Below are 25986 nucleotides of genomic sequence, written 5' to 3'. Positions count from 1 at the left end.
TTACGCCCTGACGAGGCCTGCGGCCCTGCGGCGGGCCTCCGCATCGGCGGCGTAGATGTCGTCGATACCGGCGGCGGCTGGCAGGTGCGAGAGGCTGTCCATCACCGTCTCCGTGATTTCCGCCATCTCCAGAAAGCCGCAGCGCCCGTCGATGAAGGCTTCCAGCGCCACTTCCTTGGCGCCGTTCAAGACTGCGCCCTGAAGCCCGCCGCGCGCCATGGCGACCCGCGCCAGGCGAAGGGCGGGGAACCGGCTCTCGTCAGGGGCCTCGAAATCGAGCCGGGCGAGCCTGGCAAAATCGAGCCTCTCGACCGAAAGCGAGGGCCGCTCCGGATAAGACAACGCATAGCCGATCGCCGTGCGCATGTCCGGCGCGCCGAGCTGGGCCAGCACCGAGCCGTCGGCATAGCCGACCATGGAATGGATGATCGACTGCGGATGGACGATCACCTCCACCTGTTCCGGTCTCAGCGCGAAGAGATGCATGGCCTCGATCATTTCGAGCGCCTTGTTGAACATCGAGGCGCTGTCGATCGAGATTTTCAGGCCCATCGACCAGTTGGGATGGGCGCGCGCCGTCGCCGCATCGACATGGCGCATTTCCTCAAGGCTCTTTGTGCGGAACGGGCCGCCGGATGCGGTGATGATCACCCGTTCCAGCGCCCGGCGCTGGTTCTCCTCGAACACCTGGAAGACGGCGGAATGTTCACTGTCGACAGGCACCATCGTGCCGCCGCCCGCGGCAATCGCCTCCATGAACAGCGGACCGGCGGAAACGAGACATTCCTTGTTGGCAAGGGCAATGTCGGCGCCGGCCTTCGCGGCCTCCAGCGTCGGCTTCAGCCCGGCGGTGCCGACGATTGCCGCCATCACCATGTCATTGTCCATGCGCGCGGCTTCGGAAAGTCCGCTTGTCCCGGCGGCAGGCGTGACGCCCGATCCGAACAAGGCTTCCTTCAGCGCCTTGTAGCGGCTCTCGTCGGCGGTAACGGCCATTCGCGCGCCGTGATCGATCGCCTTTTTCGCCAAAGCCTCGACATTGGCATTGCCGGTAACCGCGGTCAGTTCGAAAGTATCGCGCCCGCCGAGCTGTTCGATCACGTCGAGCGTATTAAGCCCGATCGACCCGGTCGCGCCGAAAATGGCGATGCGTCGCGTAGACATGCGTTTTATGCCGTTTCCTCGTTATTTCTGAACTAGCCTCTAGCGGTTTTTCATCGCCGGCGACAGGGAAAAGAACATGTACAGACCGATCCCGAACTTGGCATCGCAAAGGGGTTGGCACTGGAAATGAGCGGCACGAGGGACTATCAAGTGGTACGGACTTTCGCGAGCGGCCTGCCGTTCGCCCGGAAAATGAGCAAGGGAGCGCGAAATGGCTGATAACATAAGGCGCATCGGGGTTGTCGGCGCCGGCGCCATGGGCTGCGGTGTCGCCCATGTCTGCGCGGTCGCCGGTTATGACGTGCACCTGATCGACAGCGAGCGTGAGCAGATCGAGCGCGCGCTGGCGACGATCAACGGCAATCTCGCCCGCCAGGTCAACTCCGGAAAGATCACGGACGAGGATCGCAAGAAGGCGCTGGCGCTGATCAGCGGCTCGACGGACCTGCAGGACCTCGCCTCCGTCGACATGGCGATCGAGGCGATCACCGAGGATGAGGCGGCCAAGCGCGCGCTCTACGCGAAAATCTGCCCGATCCTGAAGCCGGAAGCCCTGCTGGCGACCAATACATCGGCCTTTTCCATTACCCGTCTTGCGGCCGCGACCGACCGGCCGGAACGCTTCATGGGCGTGCACTTCATGAACCCGGTTCCGGTGATGGAACTGGTCGAGCTGGTGCGCGGCATTGCCACCGAGGAGGTGACGTTCGAAACGGCGAAGGAATTCGTCCGTTCGCTCGGCAAGACGCCAACGGTCTCGGAGGATTTCCCGGCTTTCATCGTCAACCGCATCCTGCTGCCGATGATCAACGAGGCGATCTATGTGCTCTATGAGGGGGTCGGTTCGGTGGACGCGATCGACGTCGCCATGAAGCTCGGCGCGCGTCACCCGATGGGACCGCTGGAACTTGCCGATTTCATCGGCCTCGACACCTGCCTTGCCGGCATGCAACTGCTGCATGAAGGGTTGGCCGACAACAAGTACCGGCCGTGCCCGCTGCTCGTCAAATATGTCGATGCGGGCTGGCTCGGCCGCAAATCGGGCCGGGGCTTCTACGACTATCGCGGCGAGGAACCCGTGCCGACGCGGTGATCCCTCGCCTTTTCGAGGCCTGAGGCGGGCGCGCAGCAATCCCTATCGCCGGAAAGCTCCTGAAGGATCGGGCAGTCGGGACGGTGGTCGCCGTGGCAGGTTTCGGCGAGGTGCTGCAGCGTCGCCTTCAGGCTCGCGAGCCTCTCGAGCTTGGCGTCGATCTCGGTGATCTTGGAAAGCGCCAGCGCCTTGACCTCGGCGCTTTCTCGGGCGTCGTCGTCATAAAGCGACAGCAGCAGCCGGCATTCCTCGACAGAGAAGCCGAGGTCGCGCGAGCGGTGGATGAAGTTCAGCCGGTGGACATGGTTGCCGGAATAATCCCGGTAGCCGTTGGGCGCACGGTCGGCGACGACGAGGCCGATTTCCTCGTAGTAACGGATTGTCTTGGGCGGCAGGCCCGATTGCCGTGCGGCTTCGCCGATATTCATCAGCTCTCTCCTGCTCTCTGTTTTCCATAATCTGATGCTGCCATCAGGATTCTTCAAGCCTCGTGATGTTGCACCCGGCCGCGTCCCCATGGCATGAACAGCCTCCCTGCGGAAAACGGAGAATGGATCATGGACGTCACCGGTGGCTGTTTTTGCGGCAATGTGCGATTTTCGGCGAGCATCGATCCCGAGGCCGTCGTTGTCTGCCACTGCAACCAGTGCCAGCGGCTCTCCGGTTCGCCCTATCGCGTCTCTGTTCTTGTGGCGCAAGAAGATGTCCAGATATCGAGCGGTGTCCTCAGGGAGTACTGGAAGATGGCCGAGAGCGGTGCCAAGCGCGCCCAGGCCTTTTGCGAAACCTGCGGAGGACCGGTGTTTTCCAGAGGCGAGGGAGAGGCTGCCGGCGACTGGGCCTTGCGCTGGGGCCTGATCGACCAGCGCGCCGACCTGCCGCCGAAACGGGAGATCTGGTGCGAGGAGGCGGCGCCGTGGGTCAACGAACTCGCGACGCTGCCGGGCGCGGCGCGGGAGTAACCTCACCCTTTTTCCAGCGCGGTCCGCACCATCGCAGAAAGATCCTCGTCGCCGTGGCCGTCCGCGATGCAGGTCCGGTAGCTCTCGACTGCGGCATTGATGGCGGGCGTGTCGATGCCGAAGCTTTTGGCCACTTCGGCGAAAAGCGTCGCGTCCTTGAGCGCGCCTTTTGCCGGAAAGCCGATGCTCTTGTCCTCGCCAAGAATGCGCGGCGCGCGGAATTTGAGCGCCGGCGAGCCGCCGGGACTGGTCAACAGCACGTCGAGCATGGTCTCGACCGAAAGCCCGGCTTTCTTGCCGGTCATGAGCGCTTCCTTCAGCACTTCCCAATAGCCGCAGAGCATCATGTTGTTGACGATCTTGGCGGCAGCGCCCGCGCCCAGCGAGCCGGTGTGGTGGATCCGGTCGGAAAGCGCTTCGGCGACCGGAAGGTAGCGCTTGTAGTCGATCGTGGCGCCGCCGACATAGATGCCCGCCGTGCCTTCGCGCACGAGTTCCGGGCCGCCGGAGATCGGCGCGTCGATGGCGCTGCCGCCCTTGGCCTTGATCTTTTCGGAAAAGCGCCGCAGCGTGTCCGGTCGCACCGTCGATGTCTCGACCACGAGCTTGCCCGGCAGCGAGGTTTCGACAAGCTTCGACAGCACCGAGTCCACCGCTCCGTCATTGATCAGGGAGGTGATGATGATGTCGGACTTGAAGGCGAGCGAGGCGAGGTTGAGGGCGATCTCGGCGCGGTTCCTGTCCGCGAATTCATCCGTCACGCCGCTGCGCGACCAAAGCACGAGGCGGAACCCTTTGGCGGCGAGCCGGTCGGCGATCGCGCTGCCCATCCGGCCGATGCCGCAAATGCCGATGACTTCTTTCTCGCTCATCGCCTCACGCCGCCTTTGCCTGATGGTATTCCTTGATCGCGATCATCCTGATCTCCGGCGCGCGTTCGCTCTCATAGTTCAGCGAGAAACCGTCCTGGGCCAAGAACACCGGATCGCCGTCGAGGTCGCGGGCGATGTCGCCGCGATGCGAGGAGACGAATTTGTCGAGATCTGCGGGCTTTTCCGCCGAAATCCAGCGGCAAATCGAAAAACGCGCCATCTCGAAGGAGACCGGCAGGCCGTATTCCGCCTTCAGCCGCTCCTTCAGAACGTCGAGCTGCAGCGCGCCGACCACGCCGACGATCGCGGGAGAACCGTCTTCCGGGGTGAAGAGCTGCACGACGCCTTCCTCGGCCATCTGCTGCAGGGCCTCCTTCAGCTTTTTCGCCTTCATCGCGTCTTCGAGCCTGACGCGGCGGAGAATTTCCGGTGCGAAGTTCGGCACGCCCTGGAAGACGAGTTGCTCGCCATCCGTCAGCGTGTCGCCGATACGAAGCGCGCCGTGGTTCGGGATGCCGACGACATCGCCGGCATAGGCCGTGTCGGCAAGCTGGCGCTGCGAGGCGAAGAAGAATTGCGGCGCCGTCAGCCCCATCTGCTTGCCGGTGCGCGAGAGCCGCGCCTTCATGCCGCGCTTCAGTTCGCCCGAGCAGACGCGCACGAAAGCAATGCGGTCGCGGTGGTTGGGGTCCATATTCGCCTGGATCTTGAAGACGAAGGCGCTCATCTTCGGGTCGGTGGCTTCCACGGTTCTGACATCGGCGACCTGCGCGCGCGGCGGCGGGCCAAATTCGGACAGCGCGTGAATGAGATCGCGCACGCCGTTGTTCCTGAGCGCCGAGCCGAAATAGACCGGCGTCATATGGCCCTCGAGAAAGGCCTCGCGCGAAAACGCCGGATAGCCGTCAATGGCGAGCTCGGCCATTTCCGCCCAGTCCTGGCGTTCATGTTCCGGCAGCTTTTCGGCCACCACTTCCGGGCCGTTGACCTTGGTGAGGTGCCGTTCGCCATCGCCGTAGCGCACGGCGCTGTCGCGCAGGTGGTAGGTGCCGCAGAACGTTTTGCCCTGGCCGATCGGCCAGGTCATCGGCACGGGATCGAGCGCCAGCTTTTCCGCCACTTCGTCGATGATCTCGAACGTGTCGCGGGCCTCGCGGTCCATCTTGTTGACGAAGGTGATGATCGGGATGTCGCGCATGCGGCAGACTTCGAAGAGCTTCAGCGTGCGCGGCTCGATGCCCTTGGCCGCGTCGATCACCATGATGGCCGCATCCACCGCTGTCAGCGTGCGGTAGGTGTCATCGGCGAAGTCTTCATGGCCGGGCGTGTCGAGCAGGTTGAAGACCGTGTCCTCATATTCGAAGGTCATCACCGAGGTGACCACCGAAATGCCGCGTTCGCGCTCGATCTTCATCCAGTCGGAACGCGTCTGGATGCGGTCCTTCTTGGCCTTCACCTCGCCGGCAAGCTGGATCGCGCCGCCGAACAGCAGCAGCTTTTCGGTGAGCGTGGTTTTACCGGCGTCCGGGTGCGAGATGATCGCGAAGGTTCGGCGGCGGGCAACCGCCTCGGCAAGCGTTTCGGGCATCGATGCAATATCCTGTTGATGGGGGCCTATCTAGCGATTTGAGGGCCAAGATGCAATTGACCTGTTTGTGAGCCATGGCAAGGATGCTGGCGAGATTGAAGAGGACCCTGCCGCCGCCAATCTCTCCCCTTGAGGGAGAGATGTCGCGAAAGCGACAGAGAGGGGTGAGCCCTTTCAACAAGCACGGAATATGGGACTTCCGCTGCACCCCTCTCTGCCCTGCCGGGCATCTCCCCCTCAAGGGGGGAGATCGGTCAGAAGTGAGGCAGTCGTCCAACCTTTCAGGCCCCGTGAAGCCGCAATGAACATGGAAACGAAAATGACGCTGAAACTCAAACGCCTGGAACACGCGGACGGCATCGCGCCGCCGGCCTACGAGACGACCGGTTCCGCCGGCATGGATATCCGCGCCGCCGTGCCCGAGGCCGAGCCGCTGGTGCTGCGGCCGGGCGCCCGCGCGCTGGTGCCGACGGGCTTCATCTTCGAGATCCCGGACGGTCACGAGGCGCAGGTCCGCCCGCGTTCCGGCCTTGCCTTCAAGCACGGCATCACCTGCCTCAATACGCCCGGCACGATCGACAGCGACTATCGCGGCGAGGTGAAGGTGCTGCTCGTCAATCTCGGAACCGAGGATTTCGCCATCGAGCGCGGCATGCGCATCGCCCAGGTCATCATCGCGCCGGTGACGCAGATGCCGGTGACGGTGGTGGACGACCTGACCGAGACCGTGCGCGGGGCCGGCGGGTTCGGCTCGACCGGCGTGTGATCCCGGCCTGGCGGTGTCTGTCCCGATAATTGCTATTTCAGGTTTTATCCGTGAGCGCTAAGGTCTGCCTTCGGCGGCTGGGTTTGCCGGAACCGAAGGAGGCTCGCGCATGGATATGATGGAAGCGTTTCAGCGTGTCGGTCTGTCGCTCGCGATCGGGCTTCTGGTGGGGATCGAGCGCGGCTGGCAGGAGCGCGAGATGGCCGATGGCGAACGCGCCGCCGGCATCCGCACCTTTGCGCTGGTTGGCCTGCTCGGCGGGCTTGCCGGCTATCTCGGCGCGGTTTCCGGTCCGGTCGTGCCGGCAGCGCTCGGCATCGGTCTGATGGCGGCCTTTATCGTTTTCTCCTATCGCGCCGCCACGCCGCGCAATGACTTTTCCGTCACCGGCGTGATCGCGGCGCTTGTGGTGTTCGCGCTCGGCGTCGTCTCGGCGACGGGCGATATGCGCCTGGCCGCCGCTGGCGGCGTGGTCACGACCGTTCTTCTGGCCGCGCGCCACAGCCTCCACGGTTTCCTCAAAACCATGACCTGGGTGGAACTGCGATCGGCGCTGGTGCTTCTCACCATGAGCTTCGTTGCCCTGCCGCTCCTGCCAAACCGGGCGATCGATCCCTGGGGCGGCTTCAATCCCTTCACCGTCTGGCTGATGACGATCATGATCGCCGCGCTTTCCTATGCCGGCTATGTGGCGATGCGGGTCGCTGGGCCCGAGCGCGGCATCCTGTTTGCGGGCGCCACCGGCGGGATCGTCTCGTCGACGGCGACGACGCTCTCCTTTGCCCATATCTCCACCGCCGAGCCCGCGCTTTCTCGGCAATTGGCGGGCGCTGCCTCGATTGCCGGCGGGCTGTCGCTGGTGCGCTGTTTCATCATCGGCTCGGCCGTTGCCCCGGCGCTGATCGTGCCGCTCGCTGCGGCGCTCGCGCCGGGCCTTCTGGTCTTTGTCGCGGCGAGCCTGATCCTGATCGGGCGCAACCGCGCGGTTGACGCCAAGGCCGGGATCGAGCTTTCCAATCCGTTCGAGCTCGGCGCGGTGCTGCGCTTCGGCGCGCTGCTGGGGGCTGTCGGTTTCATCGCCAGGGTGCTGGTGCGCTTCCTCGGACCGGGAAGCATAACCGTCATCGCGCTCGTCTCCGGCATTCCCGATCTCGATGCGATCACGCTTTCCACCGCACACATGGCCGGCAACGCCCTGCCTGTTGAAACGGCCGCCTTTGCCGTGCTGATCGCGGCCGCCGCCAATCTCGTCACCAAAGTGGTGCTTGCCCTTGGCAGCGGCACGCGCGCCTATGGCCGGATTCTGGGGCTGGTCACGCTTGCAGTGATGGCCGTCGGCGGGGCCGGTTTCTGGCTGTTTGTCGCCTTTGCCGGGTGAGCTCGCGCCACGGAGCCGGCAGGGGAAATGCGTTTTCGCGAACTTGCCGGTGATTGGAATGTCATTCCGCCAAAGCTGTTCCGTTCGCTGTTTCGTGCCTCGAATTTTCCCCGGCCGGACCCTACCTAGAGAGTAACTCATTCAGGGAGCAATCACCATGGAACAGAACGGCAAACCCGGACGCGGGAAGGTCTATTCCTCTATTCTCGACACGATCGGTGACACGCCGATCGTCCGTCTCGACAAGCTGGCGAAGGAAAAGGGCGTGAAGGCCAATCTCCTGGCCAAGCTCGAATTCTTCAATCCCATTTCGTCGGTGAAGGATCGTATTGGCTTTGCCATGATCGACGCGCTGGAAAAGGCCGGCAAGATCACGCCCGGCAAATCCGTGCTGATCGAGCCGACCTCGGGCAATACCGGCATCGCGCTCGCCTTCGCGGCCGCCGCCAAGGGCTACCGCCTGATCCTGACCATGCCGGAATCGATGTCGATCGAGCGCCGCAAGATGGTGGCGCTGCTCGGCGCCGAACTGGTTCTGACCGAGCCGCCGAAGGGCATGAAGGGCGCCGTCGCCAAGGCTGAGGAACTCGCCGCCGAGATCGAGAACGCGGTCATTCCGCAGCAGTTCGAAAACCCGGCCAATCCGGACATTCACCGCAAGACGACGGCGGAGGAAATCTGGAACGACACCGACGGCGCTGTCGATATCTTCGTCTCCGGCATCGGCACGGGCGGCACGATCACCGGCGTCGGCCAGGTGCTGAAGCAGAAGAAGCCGGAGGTGAAGGTCGTGGCCGTCGAGCCGGCCGCCTCTCCGGTGCTCTCCGGCGGATCGCCCGCCCCGCACAAGATCCAGGGCATCGGCGCCGGTTTCGTGCCGGGCGTGCTCGATACCGCAGTCTATGACGAGATCGTCAAGGTCGAAAACGACGATGCCTTCGCGCTTGCCCGCGAAGTCGCCCGCGTCGAGGGCCTTCCGGTCGGCATCTCTTCCGGCGCCGCGCTGAAGGCCGCAATCGAGGTCGGTTCGCGTCCGGAAAACGAAGGCAAGACCATCGTCATCATCATCCCGTCCTTTGCCGAGCGCTACCTCTCGACGGCGCTGTTTGAAGGACTTGGGCAGTAACGACGCTTCGATTTGCATGGAAGGCGCGCGGTGGGAACTGCGCGCCTTTTTCTATGCAGAGTGAGTGTATTGCTCGCTGTTCGCCCGTTTCCCCCGCCTGAGTAAAGGTCGATGGAGGTTGGTCTTGCTCCCAATACTCTCTCCCGCTGGCGGGAGAGATGCCCCGAAAGGGGCAGTGAGGGTGGCGCTGCATTTCCAAATGTGAGGGCTTTCGCGGGGATAGGCTCCCCCCTCACTGTCGCTTTCGCGACATCTCTCCCCTCCGGGGCGAGAAGATTAGTTGGCGCGGATGCAGTTCACGCTCCCCAAGCAAAGACAGAATAGCGCCGATCCCTCAAGCGAGAGGGCCCGCTCACATATCATGCAGCACATAGGCCGCCTTCACCGCGGCGGAGGCGCGGTTTTCGACGCCGAGTTTCACATAGATGGTTTCAAGGTGCTTGTTCACCGTTCGCGTTGAAAGGCCGAGAATATCGGCGATGTCGCGGTTGGTCTTGCCCTTGGCGATCCACAGCAGCACTTCGGATTCGCGCACGGTCAGGGGAAAATGTTTCCTGAGCGTTTCGTCGTCGCTCACGGGATTGGCGGCGGTAACGCGGAACAGGAATTCGTCCGCGCCTGTCTTCTCCAGAAAGACAAGCTGGAACAGCGTCTCGCCGTTTCGCGTGACCGGCAGCGTCGTCTGGCCGCCGGGCGTTTCGCCGATATTGGCCTCGCCAAGCCAGGCAGAGATCCGGTCCCCGATGAGGCTCATGTCCGGCGCGCCGCCCGCCGCCTCGCCGATCAGCCTGCCGGCCTGCGGCGTCATCCAGCGCGGCGCGCCGTCGGGCCCGGCGGCCAGAAGGTGCCGGCCGGTCGCGTCCAGCGCCACCCGCGCGCTCTGGGCCGAGCGGGCATTGGCAAGATGCACGCGGATGCGCGCCCTCAGTTCATCGATATTGATTGGCTTGGTCAGATAGTCGACGCCGCCGGATTCCAGCGCGTGGACGATGTGTTCGGTTTCCGAAAGCCCGGTCATAAAGATCACGGGGCTTTGCGCTGCCGGTCCGGACTTCAGCCGCCGGCAGGCCTCGAACCCATCCATCTTCGGCATCACCGCGTCCATCAGCACGATATCGGGCGTGATGCGCGCGACGATGCTGACCGCGCTTTCGCCTGAGGTTGCGATCAGAACGGAATAGCCGCTGTCTTCCAGCGCCTCGGTCAGGAAGCTCAGCGCCTCCGGACTGTCGTCCACCAGAAGTACGATTTCCTGTGCGGCGTTCTCAGCCATCTTGCGCGGTATCCTTCCCGGCGACGCCGGACTTGAGCCTGTTCAGATAGGCGACGAGGCCGTCCAGGTCGAAACGGGCGACAAAGGCGGAGGCCTCGGTCGCGAAAGATCGGTATGCGTCTTCCGCCGAAAGCGATGCCAGCTTTTCCCGGACGCCACGGTGATAGCCGATCTCGGCGAGCCGGATCAATTCATCAAGCTGCGAATCCGGCGGCGTTTGCAAGACTTCAGGCATCTCGGGCGCGGCGCGCGTGCTTTCGTCCGGCGTTTCCCGCCAGATGAGGCCGAGATGCAGCGCCAGAACGTCGCGCAGGCGCTTGAGATTGAGGGGTTTCGACAGCGTGTCGTTATGGCTGTCATCCCCATGGCCGATGATGGCGTCGTCGCCGATATTGGCCGAGAGCATCACGATGGGTTTCGTCATACCGGCATCGCGCAGCCGGGTGGCAAGCTGCCAGCCATTCATCCCCGGCATTCGGATGTCGAGCAGGAAGATATCCGGCGTCGTGTCTTCGAGCAGGCCGAATACCGTCTCTCCGTCTTCGGCGAGCATGACGTCGAAGCCTAGCGGCAGGAGGATGTCGCGCATCATCGCACGATGATCGGCATTGTCGTCAACGACCATGATTGTGCGGCGCGGCCCGTCATAGCCCGCGGCGACGGCGGTGTCGCCGGCCACGCGCGGCGGCTGCGGCCGGTCGATGGAGGCGAGCATGAGGCGTACGGTAAAGCGTGTGCCCGAGCCCTCCCGGCTTTCCACCTCGATTTCGCCGCCGAGCGTGTTGACCAGAAGCCGCGTGATGGTGAGGCCGAGGCCGAGCCCCGGCTTTTCCCTGCCGCCGCCGCGCTCGAACGGCTCATAGATGCGCGAAAGGTCCTTAGCGGCGATGCCGCTGCCCGTGTCGGTGACGATAAAGGTCGCCACCTGGCTGCGATAGCGCGCCACAAGCGATACGCTGCCGGCATCGGTGAACTTCACCGCGTTGGAGAGCAGGTTGACGAGGATCTGGCGCAGGCGCTTTTCGTCGGTGCGCACATAGGCCGGCAGGTGGCGGTCGAGTGTGTGCTCGAATATCAGCCCCTTGGCCCGGGCCTGGGTCTCGAACATGTCGATGATCTGGTCGAGAAATTCGGCGAGGTTGATCTCGTTGGAGAACACCTGAAGCCGTCCGGATTCGATCCGTGAGATATCCAGCAGCCCGTCGATCAGGCCCGAGAGATAGTCGGCCGAGCGGCGGATCGACTTGATCGCGGGCTGTCGCGCATCGGGTATGGTCGGGTCGCGCTCCAGCAGCTGTGCATAGCCGGAGACGGCGTTGAGCGGCGTTCTCAATTCATGCGAGAGGCCGACGACATAGCGGCTCTTGGCGCGGTTGGCGGCTTCGGCGCTCTCCTTCGCGGCCTGGAGCGCGGCATCGGTTTTCTCGTGGGCGGCGATTTCCTTCAAGAGCAGGGTCGTCTGGCGCGAGGATTCCTCCTCCGCCACCATGCGGCTGTCATGGGCGAGCACGTAAAACCAGGCGATGATGCAGGCGAGCATGGCGAAGACGAAGAACACGATCAGCGCCGTGTCATAGACCACAGAGGCCGTCTCAGGCGCTGCGCGGGCCATCTGGTAGGCGATCATCGAAAGGATCGCGCCGATGAAGGTGACCGAGAGCGCCGCCGTGATGCCGTAGCGGCCAAGCCGGGAGGAAAGCTGCTCGACCAGCCGGGCGGGCAGCAGCGCGCCGGCGACGGTCGCGATCTGGGTGTTGAGCCGCGCCTTGGGTTTGCACAGGTCATGGCAGCGGCTGTCGAGCGAGCAGCAGAGCGAGCAGATCGGTCCTGCATAGGCCGGACACCAGGCCATGTCCTCCGGCTCGAAGGGATGTTCGCAGATCGAGCAGGTGATCGCCGTCTTCGTCCGCCAGCCCCGGCGTTGCCTGCGCGCCAGGTAATAGCGCCCGCCCGTGCCCCAGGCGATCAGCGGCGAGGCGATGAGGGCGACGACGAGCGCGATGAAGGGGGCGAAGGAAACGGCGAGCGCGCCGAACAGCCCGAAATGGGCCACCAGTGCGACGAGGCAGGAAAGCGCCATGGCGCCGAGGCCGACGGGGTTGATGTCGTAGAGATGCGCGCGCTTGAATTCGATCCCGGGCGGGGAGAGGCCGAGCGGCTTGTTGATGAAGAGGTCGGCGGAGATGGTCGACAGCCAGGCCATGGCGACGATCGAGAACACGCTGAGCGAGGCTTCCAGAAGCCGGTAGATGCCGAGCTGCATCAGAAGCAGCGCGATCGCCACGTTGAACACCAGCCAGACGACGCGGCCGGGATGGCTGTGGGTGAGGCGGGAGAAGAAGTTCGACCAGGCGAGCGAGCCCGCATAGGCGTTCATGACATTGATCTTCAGTTGCGAGACGACGACGAAGGCGGCCATCAGCAACAGCGCCGCCGTTTCGTTCGGGATCATGTAGCCGAAGGCGGTCAGATACATGTGCGCCGGGTCGGCCGCCGCCGTTGCCGGCATGCCGGTGGAAAGCACGAGCACGGCAAGAAACGAGCCGGCCATCAGTTTCGGCACGCCCACCACCACCCAGCCGGGACCGGCGAGAAAGATTGCCAGGCGATGACGGAACTTGCGTTTTCCCGTCGCCGGCAGAAAGCGCAGGAAATCGACCTGCTCGCCGATCTGCGGCATCAGCGCGAAGATGACGCCGGCCGCCGCCGCAAAGCCGGCCAGCGTGAACGGGGCAGCCGAACCGGGGGCGGCACTTTCCGCCCGTATGCCGCCAAAGGCCCGCCACAGCTCGAACTTTTCGAAGTCCATGAAGGCGATGAAGATGAAGGGCAGGATGTTGAGGATGATCCAGAAGGGCTGCGTGATCAGCTGGAAGCGCGAGATCATCTGCACGCCGTAGGTCACGAGCGGGATCACCAGCACGGCCGAGATGATGTAGCTGATCCACAGTGGAATGCCGAAGGCGAGCTCCAGCGCGCCCGACATGATCGATGCTTCGATGGCAAACAGGATGAAGGTGAAGCTCGCATAGATCAGCGAGGTCACCGTCGAGCCGATATAGCCGAAGGAGGCGCCGCGCGTCAGAAGATCGATGTCGACGCCGTGGCGGATCGCGTATTTGGCGATCGGAAGGCCGGCAAGCAGCATGACCGCGGAGGCGACGATGGCCGCGAAGAAGGCGTTGGTCGTGCCGTAGGACAGCGTGATCGTGCCGCCGATCGCTTCCAGCGCCAGAAAGGAGATCGCGCCGATCGCCGTCTGCGAGATGCGGCTTGAGGAAAACCGGCGCGCGCTCTTGGCGGTGAAGCGCAACGCATAGTCCTCAAGCGTCTGGTTGGCGACCCAGCGGTTATACTCGCGCCGGACGGGAATGATGCGTTGGCGTGGTGTCATCGATCGTGTGTGCGGCGCCTGCAGGTGAAAAGAAACTTGGCTTTTTCGAATGTTCAGGCAATGGCTGACGATGGCAAGCGAAAACGCGGCCCGATTCGCGTCATCCGCCGCACTTTTTCCTTTTTTCGGGGAATGTTAGGATGATCGCGGTCAGTTGAAGCTGCAGAGCCGCATAAAGGAGAGGTTCATGACGCATACCGAAACGAAAGGCAAGGACGGCCAGAGCTTCGGAACCGACGGCATCGCGCCGATGGAGCGCCCGAGCGCTGTGACGCGGTTTTTCATGGGCGTCGTCAACTGGGCGGAAAAGCTCAATTTCAAACATGCGATCTACGGCAATCCGCCCGTCTACGACAATGCCACCTTTCCCTGGTCGAAGGAGATCGAGGCGGCGGCCCCCGCCATCCGCGCCGAACTCGACAAGGTGCTGGAGCGCCAGAGCGAACTGCCGAGCTTTCAGGATATCTCCACGGACGTGAAGACGATTTCCGATGACAATCACTGGAAGACCTTCTTCCTGCTCGGCTACGGGCTGAAATCGGAACAGAACATCAAGGCCTGCCCGAAGACCTGGGAGGCGATGCAGAAGATCCCCGGACTGACGACGGTGATGTTCTCGATCTTCGAGCCGGGAAAGCACCTGCCGGCCCATCGCGGCCCCTATAACGGCGTGCTGCGTCTTCATCTGGGCATGATCGTGCCGGAGGCCGAGCCCGATCAGCTCGCGATCCGGGTCAAGGACCAGATCTGCCACTGGGAAGAGGGCAAGGTGCTGATCTTCGACGATGCCTATGAGCACGAGGCCTGGAACCACACGGACAAGACCCGCGTCGTCCTGTTCGTCGATTTCGTCAAGCCCACGCGTTTTCCCGCCCGCTTCATCAACTGGCTCTTGATGAACATGGCGATCTTCACGCCCTTCATCCGCGAAGGTCTCGACAACCACAAGGACTGGGAAAAGAAGTTCTATGCCGAGGCCGAGGCGCTTCGGAACAGGCCATAAGGCAGCCTTGCGGGCAGTCTTCCACCCCGCCTACGTCAAATGACGTATGTGGGGTTCTCTCTCCCTCGACGATAGTTGGCGCAGGCGTTGTTTTTCACGAACGCCGCGATTTCCAAGCGCCTTTGAAGGCGACAATCCGTTGAGGGGAAAAACATGAATTTCAAAAAGGCAATGACCGGCGCGGCTCTTCTGGCGGCGCTCGCCGCTTCGACCGCAACCGGCGCGCTGGCGCAGGAAGACACGATCAAGGTCGGTATCCTGCACTCGCTCTCCGGCACGATGGCGATTTCGGAGACGACGCTGAAGGACGCCATGCTGATGCTCATCGAAGAGCAGAACGAAAAGGGCGGCCTTCTGGGAAAGCAGCTTGAGGCGGTTGTCGTCGACCCGGCCTCCGACTGGCCGCTCTTTGCCGAAAAGGCGCGCGAACTGATCGAAGGCGATGGCGTTTCGGCGGTCTTCGGCTGCTGGACGTCGGTGTCGCGCAAATCGGTTCTGCCGGTCTTCGAGGAACTGAACAGCATCCTCTTCTATCCCGTCCAGTATGAGGGCGAGGAAAGCCAGCGCAACGTGTTCTACACCGGTGCTGCGCCGAACCAGCAGGCCATTCCCGCCGTCGATTACCTGATGGAGAATGAAGGCGTCGAGCGCTGGGTTCTAGCCGGTACCGACTATGTCTATCCGCGCACGACCAACAAGATCCTCGAAGCCTATCTCAAGGATCATGGCGTTGCCGAAGAAGACATCATGATCAACTACACGCCGTTCGGCTTTTCCGACTGGCAGACGATCGTCTCCGACATCAAGAATTTCGGCTCGGAGGGCAAGAAGACGGCCGTGGTCTCCACCATCAACGGCGACGCCAATGTGCCCTTCTACAAGGAGCTCGCCAACCAGGGTATTTCCGCGTCCGATATCCCGGTTGTGGCATTTTCCGTGGGTGAGGAAGAACTCGCCGGTCTCGATACCGCTCCGCTTGTCGGTCATCTGGCCGCATGGAACTACTTCCAGTCCGTCGACACCGATGCGAATTACGACTTCATCGATGCCTGGCACGCTTACACCGGCGACGATTCCCGCGTGACCAACGACCCGATGGAAGCCCACTATATCGGCTTCAACATGTGGGTCGAGGCGGTCGAGAAGGCGGGCACCACCGATCCGGATGCCGTCATCGATGCGCTCATCGGCGTTTCCGTGCCGAATCTTTCGGGCGGCTATTCGGCGATGATGCCGAACCACCACATCACCAAGCCGGTGCTGATCGGCGAGATCCAGGATGATGGCCAGTTCGACATCGTTTACGAAACGCCCGGTCTCGTCGCCGGCGACGCATGGTCCGATTACCTGCCGGATTCGAAGAACCTGATCGCCGACTGGCGCGCGCCGATGTCGTGCGGCAACTTCAACGTCGAAACCGGCCAGTGTGGCGGCATGGCTGCCGAATAAGAACGGCAACTCGGCTCCCGGCGCGTGTTTCGCGCCGGGTGAACAGGGGGACAGTCCTTTGCGAGGCGGACTGTCAACGTTGGGGGCGCACATGTCCATTTCTCTACTACCGCGCTATTTCAGAACCTTTATCTTATTTGCAATACTGGTACTGGCATGTGCGCCCTCTCTCTCCCGGGCGGCCGACGACGCCGGGTCGCTGATTGATCAGTTCTCCGAAGCCCGGAATTTCGGTCAGACCGAGAAACTGGTCGAAGCGCTTGCGGCGACGGGCGATATCGCCGTTTTGCCCGCGCTGAGAGCTCTTTCCAACGGCGATCTCTATTACCGCGAGGATGACGGCGCGGTCTTCATCACCAGGAAGGGGTCATCGAGCCGCAATCTTGTGCTGATCGACCCGCTGACCGGCGCGGAAGCCGGGGAACGCTCCAAGCGCGACCTCGAGAAGGTCAAGGTCAACAACAATCTTCGGCGCTCCATCGATGCCGCGATCGCCGGGCTGACGCTGATGAGCCCTGATCGTACTATCCGGCTTTCAGCCGCCCGCGCCATGATGAACGCGCCGAGCGAGGACAATCTGGCGCTGATCGAAGAGGCGCTTGCGGCAGAAGAGGACGGCGAGATTGCCGCAGCCCTCGGCCAGGCCCGCGCCATCTCCATCCTGAATTCCTCCCGTCCGATCGAGGCCAAGGCCGAGGCGATCAACGACATCGCCGCGATCGGCGGGCGCGATGCGATCTCCATCCTTCTCTCGGCGCGCGGTTCGCTCGATCCGGAACTGCAGGACGAGGTCGATGCCGCCCAGGCGAAGATCGAAAAGCGCCTTGCCTTCTGGGACGCGGCGCAGAACGTCTGGTATGGCCTCTCCCTTGGTTCCGTTCTGCTTCTGGCGGCGATCGGCCTTGCCATCACCTTCGGCGTCATGGGCGTCATCAACATGGCCCATGGCGAAATGGTGATGATTGGCGCCTACTCCACCTTTATGGTGCAGCAGGTGATCCGCACCTCCTATCCCGGCCTTTTCGACTGGTCGCTGGCGATTGCCCTTCCGGTTGCCTTCCTCATCACCGCTGCCGTCGGCCTCGTGATTGAGCGCGGCGTCATCCGCTTCCTTTATGGCCGTCCTCTGGAAACCCTGCTGGCCACCTGGGGCGTTTCGCTGATCCTGCAGCAGGCGGTGCGCAGCATTTTCGGCCCGACAAACCGCGAGGTCGGCAATCCGTCCTGGATGTCCGGCGCCTTCGATCTCGGCGGGCTGGTCATCACCTGGTCCAGGCTCTGGATCGTTGTCTTTTCGCTGGCCGTGTTTCTCGGCCTTCTGATGCTGATGAAGCGCTCCGCCTTCGGCCTGCAGATGCGGGCGGTGACGCAGAACCGGCGCATGGCCGCCTCCATGGGCATCCGCACGCCCTGGGTCGATGCCTTCACATTTGCCCTGGGATCTGGCGTTGCGGGGCTTGCCGGGGTCGCGCTGTCGCAGATCGACAATGTCTCGCCCAATCTCGGCCAGTCCTACATCATCGATAGTTTTATGGTCGTGGTCTTCGGCGGCGTCGGCAATCTCTGGGGCACCTTCGTCGGCGCCTTCTCGCTCGGCATCCTGAACAAGTTCCTCGAGCCCTATGCCGGCGCCGTTCTCGGCAAAATCCTGGTGCTCGTCTTCATCATCCTGTTCATCCAGAAACGGCCGCGCGGTCTGTTCGCACTCAAGGGAAGGGCGGTTGAATCATGATTACGGCCTATGTTCTCCGCTCGCTCGACCGCAGGATCTCGATCGCGATCGCCATCCTGCTCGGCATCGCCCTGCTGGTGCCGGTCCTCAATCTTCTCATCCCGGCGGGAAGCCCGTTTCACCTGCCGACCTATATCGTGTCGCTCTTCGGCAAATATCTCTGCTACGCGCTGCTGGCGCTGTCGCTCGATCTCGTCTGGGGCTTTTGCGGCATTCTTTCGCTCGGCCACGGCGCCTTCTTCGCGCTTGGCGGCTATGCCATGGGCATGTATTTGATGCGTCAGATCGGCCCGCGCGGCGTTTATGGCGATCCGACCCTGCCGGACTTCATGGTCTTCCTGAACTATCAGGAGCTACCCTGGTTCTGGCACGGCTTCGACATGTTCTGGTTCGCCATGCTGATGGTGCTGCTCGTGCCCGGCGCGCTGGCCTTCGCCTTCGGCTGGTTCGCCTTCCGCTCGCGCGTCAACGGCGTCTACCTGTCGATCATCACCCAGGCGATGACCTATGCCCTGCTGCTTGCCTTCTTCCGCAACGACATGGGCTTCGGCGGCAATAACGGCCTGACGGACTTCAAGGATATTCTCGGCTTCTCCGTGCAGGCCGACGGCACGCGCGCGGCATTGTTCGCAGCCTCCGCCATCTTCCTCGCCATCGGGCTCTTCATTACCTCGGCAATCGTCCGTTCGAAGTCCGGCAAGGTTCTGGTCGGCGTGCGCGATGCCGAAAGCCGGGTGCGGTTTCTGGGCTACCGCGTGGAAAACTACAAGCTCTTCACCTTCGTTGTCTCGGCCATGATGGCGGGCGTTGCCGGCGCGCTCTACGTGCCGCAGGTCGGCATCATCAATCCGGGCGAATTCGCGCCGGCCAATTCCATCGAGGTCGTCATCTGGACCGCCGTCGGCGGCCGGGCAACGCTGATCGGGCCGATCATCGGCGCGATCCTCGTCAACGGCGGCAAGACCATCTTCACCGGGCTGTTCCCCGCCTTCTGGCTGTTCGCGCTCGGCGGTCTCTTTGTTGCCGTCACCCTGTTCCTGCCCAAGGGAATTGTCGGCACGATTTCCGACCGCTTCTCGAAGAAGGGCAATGATGCCAACGCGCGCTCGGAACAGGCCGAGGCCGGCATGGACGTAACCCCGAGCGAGGAGGGCGCACGATGAGCCCGAGTGAAAAACGCGCGAAAAGCCTGCTCTATCTCGACAATGTCTCGGTGTCCTTCGACGGCTTCAAGGCGCTGAACAGCCTTTCCTTCTTCATCGAACCCGGCGAGTTGCGGGCTGTCATCGGCCCGAACGGCGCGGGCAAGACGACGATGATGGACATCATCACCGGCAAGACCCGGCCGGATACGGGTGAGGTGTTCTTCGCCGACACGATCGACCTGACCCGCAAGGATGAGGCCGATATCGCCCAGCTCGGCATCGGTCGCAAGTTCCAGAAGCCGACCGTATTCGAAAGCCATACGGTGTGGGACAATCTGGAACTGGCGCTCAACCGCAGGCGCGGCGTGTTTTCCACGCTGTTCTATCGCCTGACCAGCGAGGACCGGACCCGCATTGAGGAAATCCTCGAGACGATCCGCCTGACGCCGCGTCGCGACGAGCTTGCGGCCAATCTCTCCCACGGTCAGAAGCAGTGGCTGGAGATCGGCATGCTTCTGGCGCAGGAGCCGAAGCTTCTCCTTGTCGACGAGCCCGTTGCCGGCATGACCGATGCCGAAACCGTGGAGACCGCCCGCCTGTTGCGCGAGATCGCGAAGACCCGCGCCGTCGTCGTCGTCGAACACGACATGGGCTTCGTCCGCGATCTCGGCGTCAAGGTCACCTGCCTTGCAGAAGGCTCGGTGCTCGCCGAGGGCTCGATCGACTACGTCTCGAACGACCCGAAGGTCATCGAGAATTATCTGGGGCGGTGAGGGGATGATGGAATTCGTGTTGAAGGAGCGCCAGCCCCCATCAATCTCCCCCCTTGAGGGGGAGATGCCCCGACAGGGGCAGAGGGGGGGGAACCCTATCTGCGAATTCGGAGACTGCGGTTTCTGCCCTTTACCCCCCTCTGTCGCGTTCGCGACATCTCCCCCTCAGGGGGGGAGATTGAGGCTGAAAGGCCTCGCTTTTCCGCGCGCTCAAGAAAGGGCTGTTCGCCCTGACGTCCGTCGAAAGGGCTCTACCGATGCTGACCATTGAAAACGTCAACCTCCATTACGGCGCGGCGCAGGCGCTGCGGAATGTTTCGCTTTCCGCCGAGATGGGAAAGATCACCTGCGTGCTGGGTCGAAACGGCGTCGGCAAGTCCTCGTTGCTGCGCGCCGTCACCGGCCAGCATCCGACATCGGGCGGCGCCATCAGCTTTCAGGGCGAAAAGCTCGACGGGCTGGCGCCCTACCACCGGGCCAAGCGCGGCGTCGGCTACGTGCCGCAGGGGCGCGAGATCTTTCCGCTGCTGACGGTCCGGGAAAACCTGGAGACCGGCTTTGCCCCGCTTGCCGCGCGCGACCGCACGATCCCGGACGATATTTTCAGCCTGTTTCCCGTGCTGCAATCAATGCTGTCGCGTCGCGGCGGCGATCTTTCGGGCGGCCAGCAGCAGCAGCTCGCCATCGGCCGCGCCATGGTCACGCGACCCAAAATTCTGGTGCTGGACGAACCGACGGAAGGCATCCAGCCCTCGATCATCAAGGATATCGGCCGGGCGATCCGCTATCTGCGCGATTCAACCGGCATGGCCATTCTTCTGGTCGAGCAATATCTCGATTTCTGCCGCGAACTCGCCGACCAGGTCTATATCATGGATCGCGGCGAGATCGTCCATCACGGACCCGCCGACACGCTCGATACGCCGGAGGCGCGCCGCCACCTGACCGTCTGATGCTTCCGCGCGCAGCCTGCGGAGAAAATGTGCGCGTCAGGCGGGCATGTGCTGCTATTGTGTCCACAAAACCGGGATGCGTGAGCCGCGGATGCCTCGGTTTTCAGCGAAAAACGAAATTCATTTCGCTGGCGGCACGAAACTTGCTTTTCCTTGTGTGAGAAGAAAATACGAGGTCAATCAATGTGCGGTCAGAGAAAATGCGGCTTGGAGGAAGCGTCCCCCGGGACGGAGTGGACGTCTTGATCCGGGACATGCCGGGACGGGCGCAGCGCACCTTCGGCAGGGGCGAGGTCAGGGCCAAGCTTTCCGCGGGCAGGACGCGGCTTGATGAGTTCTATCAGGAGGGGGCTGCCAAGATCCGCATCCCCGAGAGCTTCGACGGGTCCATGGAGGCCGTGCTGATCAACACCTCCGGCGGGCTGACCGGCGGCGACCGGCTGCAATGGGTGATGACGGCCGATCCGGGCACGACGCTGACGGTCACCACGCAGGCCTGCGAGAAGATCTACAGGTCCGATGGCGGCCCGGCGACGATCGACAGCGAGTTGCGCGTCGGCGAGGGCGCAAGGCTCGACTGGCTGCCACAGGAAACCATTCTTTTCGATGAAGCCGCTCTGCATCGCCGGCTGGACGTCGACCTTGCCGAAACGGCCGAGTTTCTGGCGATCGAGGCGGTGCTCCTCGGCCGCAAGGCCATGGGCGAGGCGGTGCGGCGCGGCCAGTTCCGGGATCGCTGGCGGGTGCGCCGGAAAGGCACGCTGATCCATGCCGAGGATGTGCGCATGACCGGCGATATCGAGAATCTCGTATCGCAGGCCGCCGTGCTCGGCGGCGATGTCGCCTTTGCGACGCTGCTCTATTGCGGGGCCCGCGCCGAAGCGCTGATGCCCAGGGTGCGCGAGGCCCTCGGGACGTCTGCCGGCGGCGCCAGCGAGTGGAACGGCAAGCTCGTCGCCCGTGTCGTCGCCCCCGACGGCTACCAGTTGAGAAAAAGCCTGATTCCCGCCTTAAGGGTCTTGCGGGAGAATGAAAATCTGCCGAAAGTCTGGCATCTATGAAATCCGCAAGCCGTGACAGCGAGAGAGTGACGCATGAACCTGACGCCGCGTGAGAAGGACAAACTTATGGTTTCCATGGCCGCCATGGTGGCGCGCCGCAGGCTGGAACGGGGCGTCAAGCTCAACTGGCCGGAAGCCATCGCGCTGATCACCGACTATGTGGTCGAGGGTGCGCGCGACGGCCGCCCCGTGGCCGAGCTGATGGAGGCGGGCGCCCATGTGCTGACCCGCGACCAGGTGATGGACGGCGTGCCGGAAATGATCCACGACGTGCAGGTGGAAGCGACCTTCCCCGACGGCACCAAGCTGGTGACCGTGCATGAGCCGATCAGGTGAGGAGGTAAGACATGATCCCCGGTGAACTGATCGCCGCAGAGGGCGAAATCGAGATCAATGCCGGTCTGCCGACCGTCACCATCACTGTCTCCAATACCGGCGACCGGCCGGTTCAGGTGGGCAGCCATTACCACTTTTTCGAGGCCAATCCGGCGCTTGCCTTCGAGCGCGACAAGGCGCGCGGCATGCGGCTCGATATCGCAGCCGGAACGGCCGTTCGCTTCGAGCCGGGCCAGACCCGTGACGTGACGCTGGTGCCCTTCGCCGGCAACCGCACGGTCTACGGGTTCCGACAGGAAATCATGGGAAAGCTTTGATCATGGCTGTTCAGCATTACCACGGAAGCTGTCAGTGCGGAGCGGTCGACTTCGATGTTGATATCGAACTCGGCCACACCGTCACCTGCAATTGCTCGCGCTGCAGGCGTCTCGGTTCGGTGCTGGCGTTTGCGCCGCGCGAAGACTTCACGCTGAACAGCGGCGAGGACAACCTGACCGAATACCTGTTCAACAAGCGCCAGATCCATCACCTGTTCTGCAAGACTTGCGGTATCGAGAGCTTTGCTTATGTCACGGCCCCTGACGGGGCCGACATGGTCGCGGTCAACGCCAATTGCCTCGACGGCGTCGATCCCCGCAGCCTCAGCTCGCAGCATTACGACGGCGCCGCCGTATAACGCTTTCCGCCCCAGGAGGAATTCCATGCCTTTCAAGATGTCTCGCGCCTCATATGCGTCCATGTTCGGGCCGACCACGGGCGACAAGGTGCGCCTTGCCGATACGGAACTCTTCGTCGAGGTGGAAAAGGATTTTACCCACTATGGCGACGAGGTGAAGTTCGGCGGCGGCAAGGTGATCCGCGACGGCATGGGGCAGTCCCAGGCAAGCCGGGCCGAGGGGGCGGTCGACACGGTGATGACCAATGCGCTGATCATCGACCACTGGGGCATCGTCAAGGCCGATATCGGCATCAAGGACGGCCGCATCGCCGGCATCGGCAAGGCCGGCAATCCGGATACGCAAGCCGGCGTCGACATCATCGTCGGGCCGGGCACGGAGGTGATTTCGGCCGAGGGCAAGTGCGTCACCGCCGGCGGCATGGACGCCCATATCCACTTCATCTGCCCGCAGCAGATCGAGGAGGCGCTGATGTCAGGCCTCACCTGCATGCTCGGCGGCGGCACGGGGCCGGCCTATGGCACCTTCGCCACCACCTGCACGCCCGGTCCCTGGCATATCGAGCGGATGATCCAGGCTGCCGACGCCTTCCCGATGAACCTCGCCTTTTCCGGCAAGGGCAATGCCTCGCTGCCGGGCGCGCTGGAGGAGCAGGTGCTGGGCGGCGCTGCCGCGCTGAAACTGCATGAGGACTGGGGCACGACGCCGGCGGCGATCGACAACTGCCTCACCGTGGCCGACAAATACGACGTCCAGGTGATGATCCACACCGACACGCTCAATGAGAGCGGCTTCGTCGAGGACACGGTCGCGGCCTTCAAGGGCCGCACCATCCACGCCTTCCACACGGAAGGCGCGGGCGGCGGCCATGCGCCGGACATCATCAAGATCTGCGGCCTTTCCAACGTCATCCCGTCCTCGACCAACCCGACGCGGCCCTATACGGTCAACACGATCGCCGAACATCTCGACATGCTGATGGTCTGCCACCACCTGTCGCCGTCGATCCCGGAAGACATCGCCTTTGCCGAGAGCCGCATCCGCAAGGAGACGATCGCGGCGGAAGACATCCTGCATGATATCGGCGCCTTCTCCATCATCTCGTCGGACAGCCAGGCCATGGGCCGCGTCGGCGAGGTCATCATCCGCACCTGGCAGACCGCCGACAAGATGAAGCGTCAGCGCGGACGTCTGGCGCAGGAGACCGGTCAGAACGACAATTTCAGGGTGAAGCGCTATATCGCCAAATACACGATCAACCCGGCGATCGCCCACGGACTTTCCCACGAGATTGGTTCGGTGGAAGTGGGAAAACGGGCCGACCTCGTCATGTGGAACCCGGCGCTTTTCGGCGTCAAGCCGGAAATGATCATCATCGGCGGCACGATCGCGGCCGCCCAGATGGGCGATCCGAACGCCTCGATCCCGACGCCGCAGCCGATGCATTACCGCTACATGTTCGGCGCTTACGGCAAGGCGCGCACCAATTCCTCCGTCACCTTCGTCTCCGAAGCCTCGCTTGATGCCGGCCTGGCCCACAAGCTGGGCGTTGCCAAGCAGCTTCTGCCGGTCAAGAATACGCGCGGCGGCATTTCCAAGGCCTCGATGGTGCACAATTCGGCAACGCCGGACATCTCCGTCGATCCGGAAACCTACGAGGTGCGCGCCGATGGCGAGGTGCTGACCTGCGAGCCGGCGGATGTTCTGCCGATGGCGCAGCGGTATTTCCTGTTTTGATTTTGGCAAACGGCGCGAAGCCTGTTTCGGGGGCGTCGCCAAACCCGTAGGATGGGCCGCATGACTGCATGGGAAGTATTCATACCGGCCTGTTTCGCGCTCAACTGCGCGCCGGGACCGAACAATATGCTGGCCTTTTCCAACGGCGCGCGGCTCGGCGCGGTGCGTGGCCTGCTCGGCGGCATGGGGCGGATGCCGGCCTTTGCCTTTCTGATCGCGATCACGGTCGCCGGGCTCGGCGCTGTTCTTGCCGCGTCCGCCACCGCGTTTCTGGTCATCAAGCTCGTCGGCGCGGTCTATCTCGTCTATGTCGGCATCCAGATCCTCATCAAGGCGAGGGCGCTTGCCGAGATGCAGGCGCTTGACGCGAGCATCGCCGCGCTGATGCGGCGCGATTTCTCGATCGCGATCACCAATCCGAAGGCGATCGCCATCTTCACCGCCTTCTTTCCGCAGTTCATCGTCGAGGGCGGGCCGATCTGGCCGCAACTGACGGCCATGGGGCTTGCCTTTCTGGTCATGGAGGTCGTTGCCGTCTGCCTTTATGTCGCCGGCGGCGCGCTGCTCGGGCGTTTCATCGCATCCAGCCGGGTGTTCGTGCAGCTGAACCGCGCCGTCGGCGCTGCGCTGATCTTCGCCGGCGGTTCCATGGCGCTCGCGCGTCACTGAGCGCGGGCGCTGTCGGGGTGCGTCGGAATGACGCAGTGCCATCGGGTTGAATGGCGCCTGGCCGCTATCACATTGAAACTGCTTGGCTGAGATGAGGGAATTGCCATGCGTTGCGCGCATGGCAGCCATCAGATTGGAATAATTCTAAGGTTTTACCTTTATTCCGATTTGAAAATTGATAAAATCCCTCAACCTTTCCAAAACAGAATTCCTTCTCAAGGGCTGAAGACAACAGGAGATTGAGATGATCGGTCGCAGAGTTCCGAACGTAACCTTCCGCACGCGTGTTCGCGATGAAAGCATCGAAGGACCGAACCCGTTCCGCTGGCAGGACATGTCCTCGGACGACTACTTCAAGGGCAAGCGGGTCATTCTGTTTTCGCTGCCGGGCGCCTTCACGCCGACCTGCTCGACCTACCAGTTGCCCGACTTCGAGAAGCTTTTCCCCGAATTCCAGGCCCAGGGTATTGACGACATCTACTGCATGTCGGTCAACGATGCATTTGTGATGAACGCCTGGGCAAAGGGCCAGAATCTCGAGCACGTCAAGGTCATCCCGGACGGCTCCGGCGAATTCACCCGCAAGATGGGCATGCTGGTCAACAAGGACAATCTCGGCTTCGGCATGCGCTCCTGGCGCTACGCTGCCGTGATCAATGACGGCGTCGTCGAGAAATGGTTCGAGGAAGAAGGCTTCTCCGACCTGTGCGAGACCGACCCCTACGGCGTCTCCGCGCCGCAGAACATTCTGGAAAGCCTCAAGGGCGAATCCAAGGCCGCCTGAGGCCCTGGCCTCTTTTCCCGTGAAGCGATTGCAGGGCGACCGGTTTTCCGG

24 protein-coding genes are annotated in these 25986 nt (G+C 63.0%); 18 read left to right on the top strand and 6 right to left on the bottom strand.

The window, feature by feature from the left end; translation table 11 throughout:
- On the bottom strand, nucleotides 1-1164 hold the full coding sequence (dxr, locus tag AZF01_RS14195; protein ID WP_024708939.1) for a 1-deoxy-D-xylulose-5-phosphate reductoisomerase: 1164 nt from the start codon (nucleotides 1162-1164) through the stop codon (nucleotides 1-3).
- A 211-nt stretch (nucleotides 1165-1375) separates the two neighbouring features.
- On the opposite strand from dxr, the gene AZF01_RS14190 reads away from it, so the two are divergent.
- Nucleotides 1376-2257: a 3-hydroxybutyryl-CoA dehydrogenase gene (locus AZF01_RS14190; protein WP_024708940.1), complete on the top strand. Its 882-nt coding sequence runs from the start codon at nucleotides 1376-1378 to the stop codon at nucleotides 2255-2257.
- On the opposite strand, the gene cueR is transcribed toward AZF01_RS14190, so the two are convergent.
- A complete protein-coding gene (gene cueR, locus AZF01_RS14185) occupies nucleotides 2224-2685 on the bottom strand; it encodes a Cu(I)-responsive transcriptional regulator (RefSeq protein ID WP_024708941.1) in 462 nt (153 codons plus the stop codon). The genes AZF01_RS14190 and cueR overlap by 34 nt on opposite strands.
- 129 nt (nucleotides 2686-2814) lie before the next feature.
- On the opposite strand from cueR, the gene AZF01_RS14180 reads away from it, so the two are divergent.
- Nucleotides 2815-3219: a GFA family protein gene (locus tag AZF01_RS14180; protein WP_024708942.1), complete on the top strand. Its 405-nt coding sequence runs from the start codon at nucleotides 2815-2817 to the stop codon at nucleotides 3217-3219.
- Between the two features lie 2 nt (nucleotides 3220-3221).
- Here the strand turns inward: AZF01_RS14180 and AZF01_RS14175 are convergent, their stop codons facing one another.
- Both AZF01_RS14175 and AZF01_RS14170 read right to left on the bottom strand, forming a co-directional pair.
- On the bottom strand, nucleotides 3222-4091 hold the full coding sequence (locus tag AZF01_RS14175) for an NAD(P)-dependent oxidoreductase (protein WP_024708943.1): 870 nt from the start codon (nucleotides 4089-4091) through the stop codon (nucleotides 3222-3224).
- 4 nt (nucleotides 4092-4095) lie between these two features.
- Nucleotides 4096-5679, bottom strand: coding sequence for a peptide chain release factor 3 (locus AZF01_RS14170; protein WP_024708944.1), 1584 nt, complete (start codon nucleotides 5677-5679; stop codon nucleotides 4096-4098).
- A gap of 319 nt (nucleotides 5680-5998) precedes the next feature.
- On the opposite strand from AZF01_RS14170, the gene dut reads away from it, so the two are divergent.
- The 3 genes from dut to cysK all read left to right on the top strand — a co-directional run bounded on the left by dut (nucleotide 5999) and on the right by cysK (nucleotide 8949).
- On the top strand, nucleotides 5999-6445 hold the full coding sequence (gene dut, locus AZF01_RS14165; RefSeq protein ID WP_024708945.1) for a dUTP diphosphatase: 447 nt from the start codon (nucleotides 5999-6001) through the stop codon (nucleotides 6443-6445).
- 109 nt (nucleotides 6446-6554) lie between these two features.
- The gene (locus AZF01_RS14160) at nucleotides 6555-7823 is read left to right on the top strand and encodes an MgtC/SapB family protein (RefSeq protein ID WP_061449698.1); all 1269 of its coding nucleotides are present in this window, start codon (nucleotides 6555-6557) and stop codon (nucleotides 7821-7823) included.
- A gap of 157 nt (nucleotides 7824-7980) precedes the next feature.
- Complete coding sequence (cysK, locus tag AZF01_RS14155) at nucleotides 7981-8949, top strand: cysteine synthase A (protein ID WP_024708947.1); 969 nt, start codon at nucleotides 7981-7983, stop codon at nucleotides 8947-8949.
- Nucleotides 8950-9301: 352 nt separating this feature from the next.
- Here cysK and AZF01_RS14150 read toward each other — a convergent pair whose 3' ends face one another.
- Both AZF01_RS14150 and AZF01_RS14145 read right to left on the bottom strand, forming a co-directional pair.
- A complete protein-coding gene (locus AZF01_RS14150) occupies nucleotides 9302-10222 on the bottom strand; it encodes a DNA-binding response regulator (protein ID WP_024708948.1) in 921 nt (306 codons plus the stop codon).
- Nucleotides 10215-13616 (bottom strand): ATP-binding protein, encoded by a 3402-nt coding sequence (locus tag AZF01_RS14145; RefSeq protein ID WP_024708949.1) that lies wholly within the window; start codon nucleotides 13614-13616, stop codon nucleotides 10215-10217. The genes AZF01_RS14150 and AZF01_RS14145 overlap by 8 nt, the downstream gene beginning before the upstream one ends.
- 187 nt (nucleotides 13617-13803) lie before the next feature.
- Here AZF01_RS14145 and AZF01_RS14140 point away from each other — a divergent pair, with 187 nt between their 5' ends.
- The 13 genes from AZF01_RS14140 to AZF01_RS14075 all read left to right on the top strand — a co-directional run bounded on the left by AZF01_RS14140 (nucleotide 13804) and on the right by AZF01_RS14075 (nucleotide 25935).
- The gene (locus tag AZF01_RS14140; RefSeq protein WP_081725824.1) at nucleotides 13804-14619 is read left to right on the top strand and encodes an aspartyl/asparaginyl beta-hydroxylase domain-containing protein; all 816 of its coding nucleotides are present in this window, start codon (nucleotides 13804-13806) and stop codon (nucleotides 14617-14619) included.
- Nucleotides 14620-14772: 153 nt separating this feature from the next.
- Nucleotides 14773-16068 (top strand): urea ABC transporter substrate-binding protein, encoded by a 1296-nt coding sequence (gene urtA, locus AZF01_RS14130; RefSeq protein ID WP_024708951.1) that lies wholly within the window; start codon nucleotides 14773-14775, stop codon nucleotides 16066-16068.
- A 91-nt stretch (nucleotides 16069-16159) separates the two neighbouring features.
- Nucleotides 16160-17800, top strand: coding sequence for an urea ABC transporter permease subunit UrtB (gene urtB, locus AZF01_RS14125; protein WP_024708952.1), 1641 nt, complete (start codon nucleotides 16160-16162; stop codon nucleotides 17798-17800).
- The gene (gene urtC, locus AZF01_RS14120) at nucleotides 17797-18963 is read left to right on the top strand and encodes an urea ABC transporter permease subunit UrtC (RefSeq protein WP_024708953.1); all 1167 of its coding nucleotides are present in this window, start codon (nucleotides 17797-17799) and stop codon (nucleotides 18961-18963) included. The genes urtB and urtC overlap by 4 nt, the downstream gene beginning before the upstream one ends.
- A complete protein-coding gene (gene urtD / locus AZF01_RS14115) occupies nucleotides 18960-19718 on the top strand; it encodes an urea ABC transporter ATP-binding protein UrtD (protein ID WP_024708954.1) in 759 nt (252 codons plus the stop codon). Before urtC ends, urtD begins: the two co-directional genes overlap by 4 nt.
- 257 nt (nucleotides 19719-19975) lie before the next feature.
- Entirely contained in the window at nucleotides 19976-20671 is a 696-nt protein-coding gene (gene urtE / locus AZF01_RS14110; RefSeq protein WP_024708955.1) for an urea ABC transporter ATP-binding subunit UrtE, read from the top strand.
- 254 nt (nucleotides 20672-20925) lie between these two features.
- A complete protein-coding gene (locus tag AZF01_RS14105; protein WP_036237657.1) occupies nucleotides 20926-21732 on the top strand; it encodes an urease accessory protein UreD in 807 nt (268 codons plus the stop codon).
- A gap of 33 nt (nucleotides 21733-21765) precedes the next feature.
- Nucleotides 21766-22068 (top strand): urease subunit gamma, encoded by a 303-nt coding sequence (locus AZF01_RS14100; protein WP_024708957.1) that lies wholly within the window; start codon nucleotides 21766-21768, stop codon nucleotides 22066-22068.
- Between the two features lie 11 nt (nucleotides 22069-22079).
- Complete coding sequence (locus AZF01_RS14095) at nucleotides 22080-22385, top strand: urease subunit beta (RefSeq protein ID WP_024708958.1); 306 nt, start codon at nucleotides 22080-22082, stop codon at nucleotides 22383-22385.
- A gap of 2 nt (nucleotides 22386-22387) precedes the next feature.
- On the top strand, nucleotides 22388-22744 hold the full coding sequence (locus AZF01_RS14090) for a GFA family protein (protein ID WP_024708959.1): 357 nt from the start codon (nucleotides 22388-22390) through the stop codon (nucleotides 22742-22744).
- 25 nt (nucleotides 22745-22769) lie between these two features.
- Nucleotides 22770-24482, top strand: coding sequence for an urease subunit alpha (gene ureC / locus AZF01_RS14085; RefSeq protein WP_024708960.1), 1713 nt, complete (start codon nucleotides 22770-22772; stop codon nucleotides 24480-24482).
- Nucleotides 24483-24542: 60 nt separating this feature from the next.
- On the top strand, nucleotides 24543-25151 hold the full coding sequence (locus tag AZF01_RS14080; RefSeq protein WP_024708961.1) for a LysE family translocator: 609 nt from the start codon (nucleotides 24543-24545) through the stop codon (nucleotides 25149-25151).
- A 244-nt stretch (nucleotides 25152-25395) separates the two neighbouring features.
- A complete protein-coding gene (locus AZF01_RS14075; protein WP_024708962.1) occupies nucleotides 25396-25935 on the top strand; it encodes a peroxiredoxin in 540 nt (179 codons plus the stop codon).
- Nucleotides 25936-25986 lie beyond the last annotated feature (51 nt).

This window comes from Martelella sp. AD-3 (assembly GCF_001578105.1).
Taxonomy (GTDB): Bacteria; Pseudomonadota; Alphaproteobacteria; order Rhizobiales; family Rhizobiaceae; genus Martelella.
This window is presented reverse-complemented; position numbering and strand designations above follow the sequence as displayed.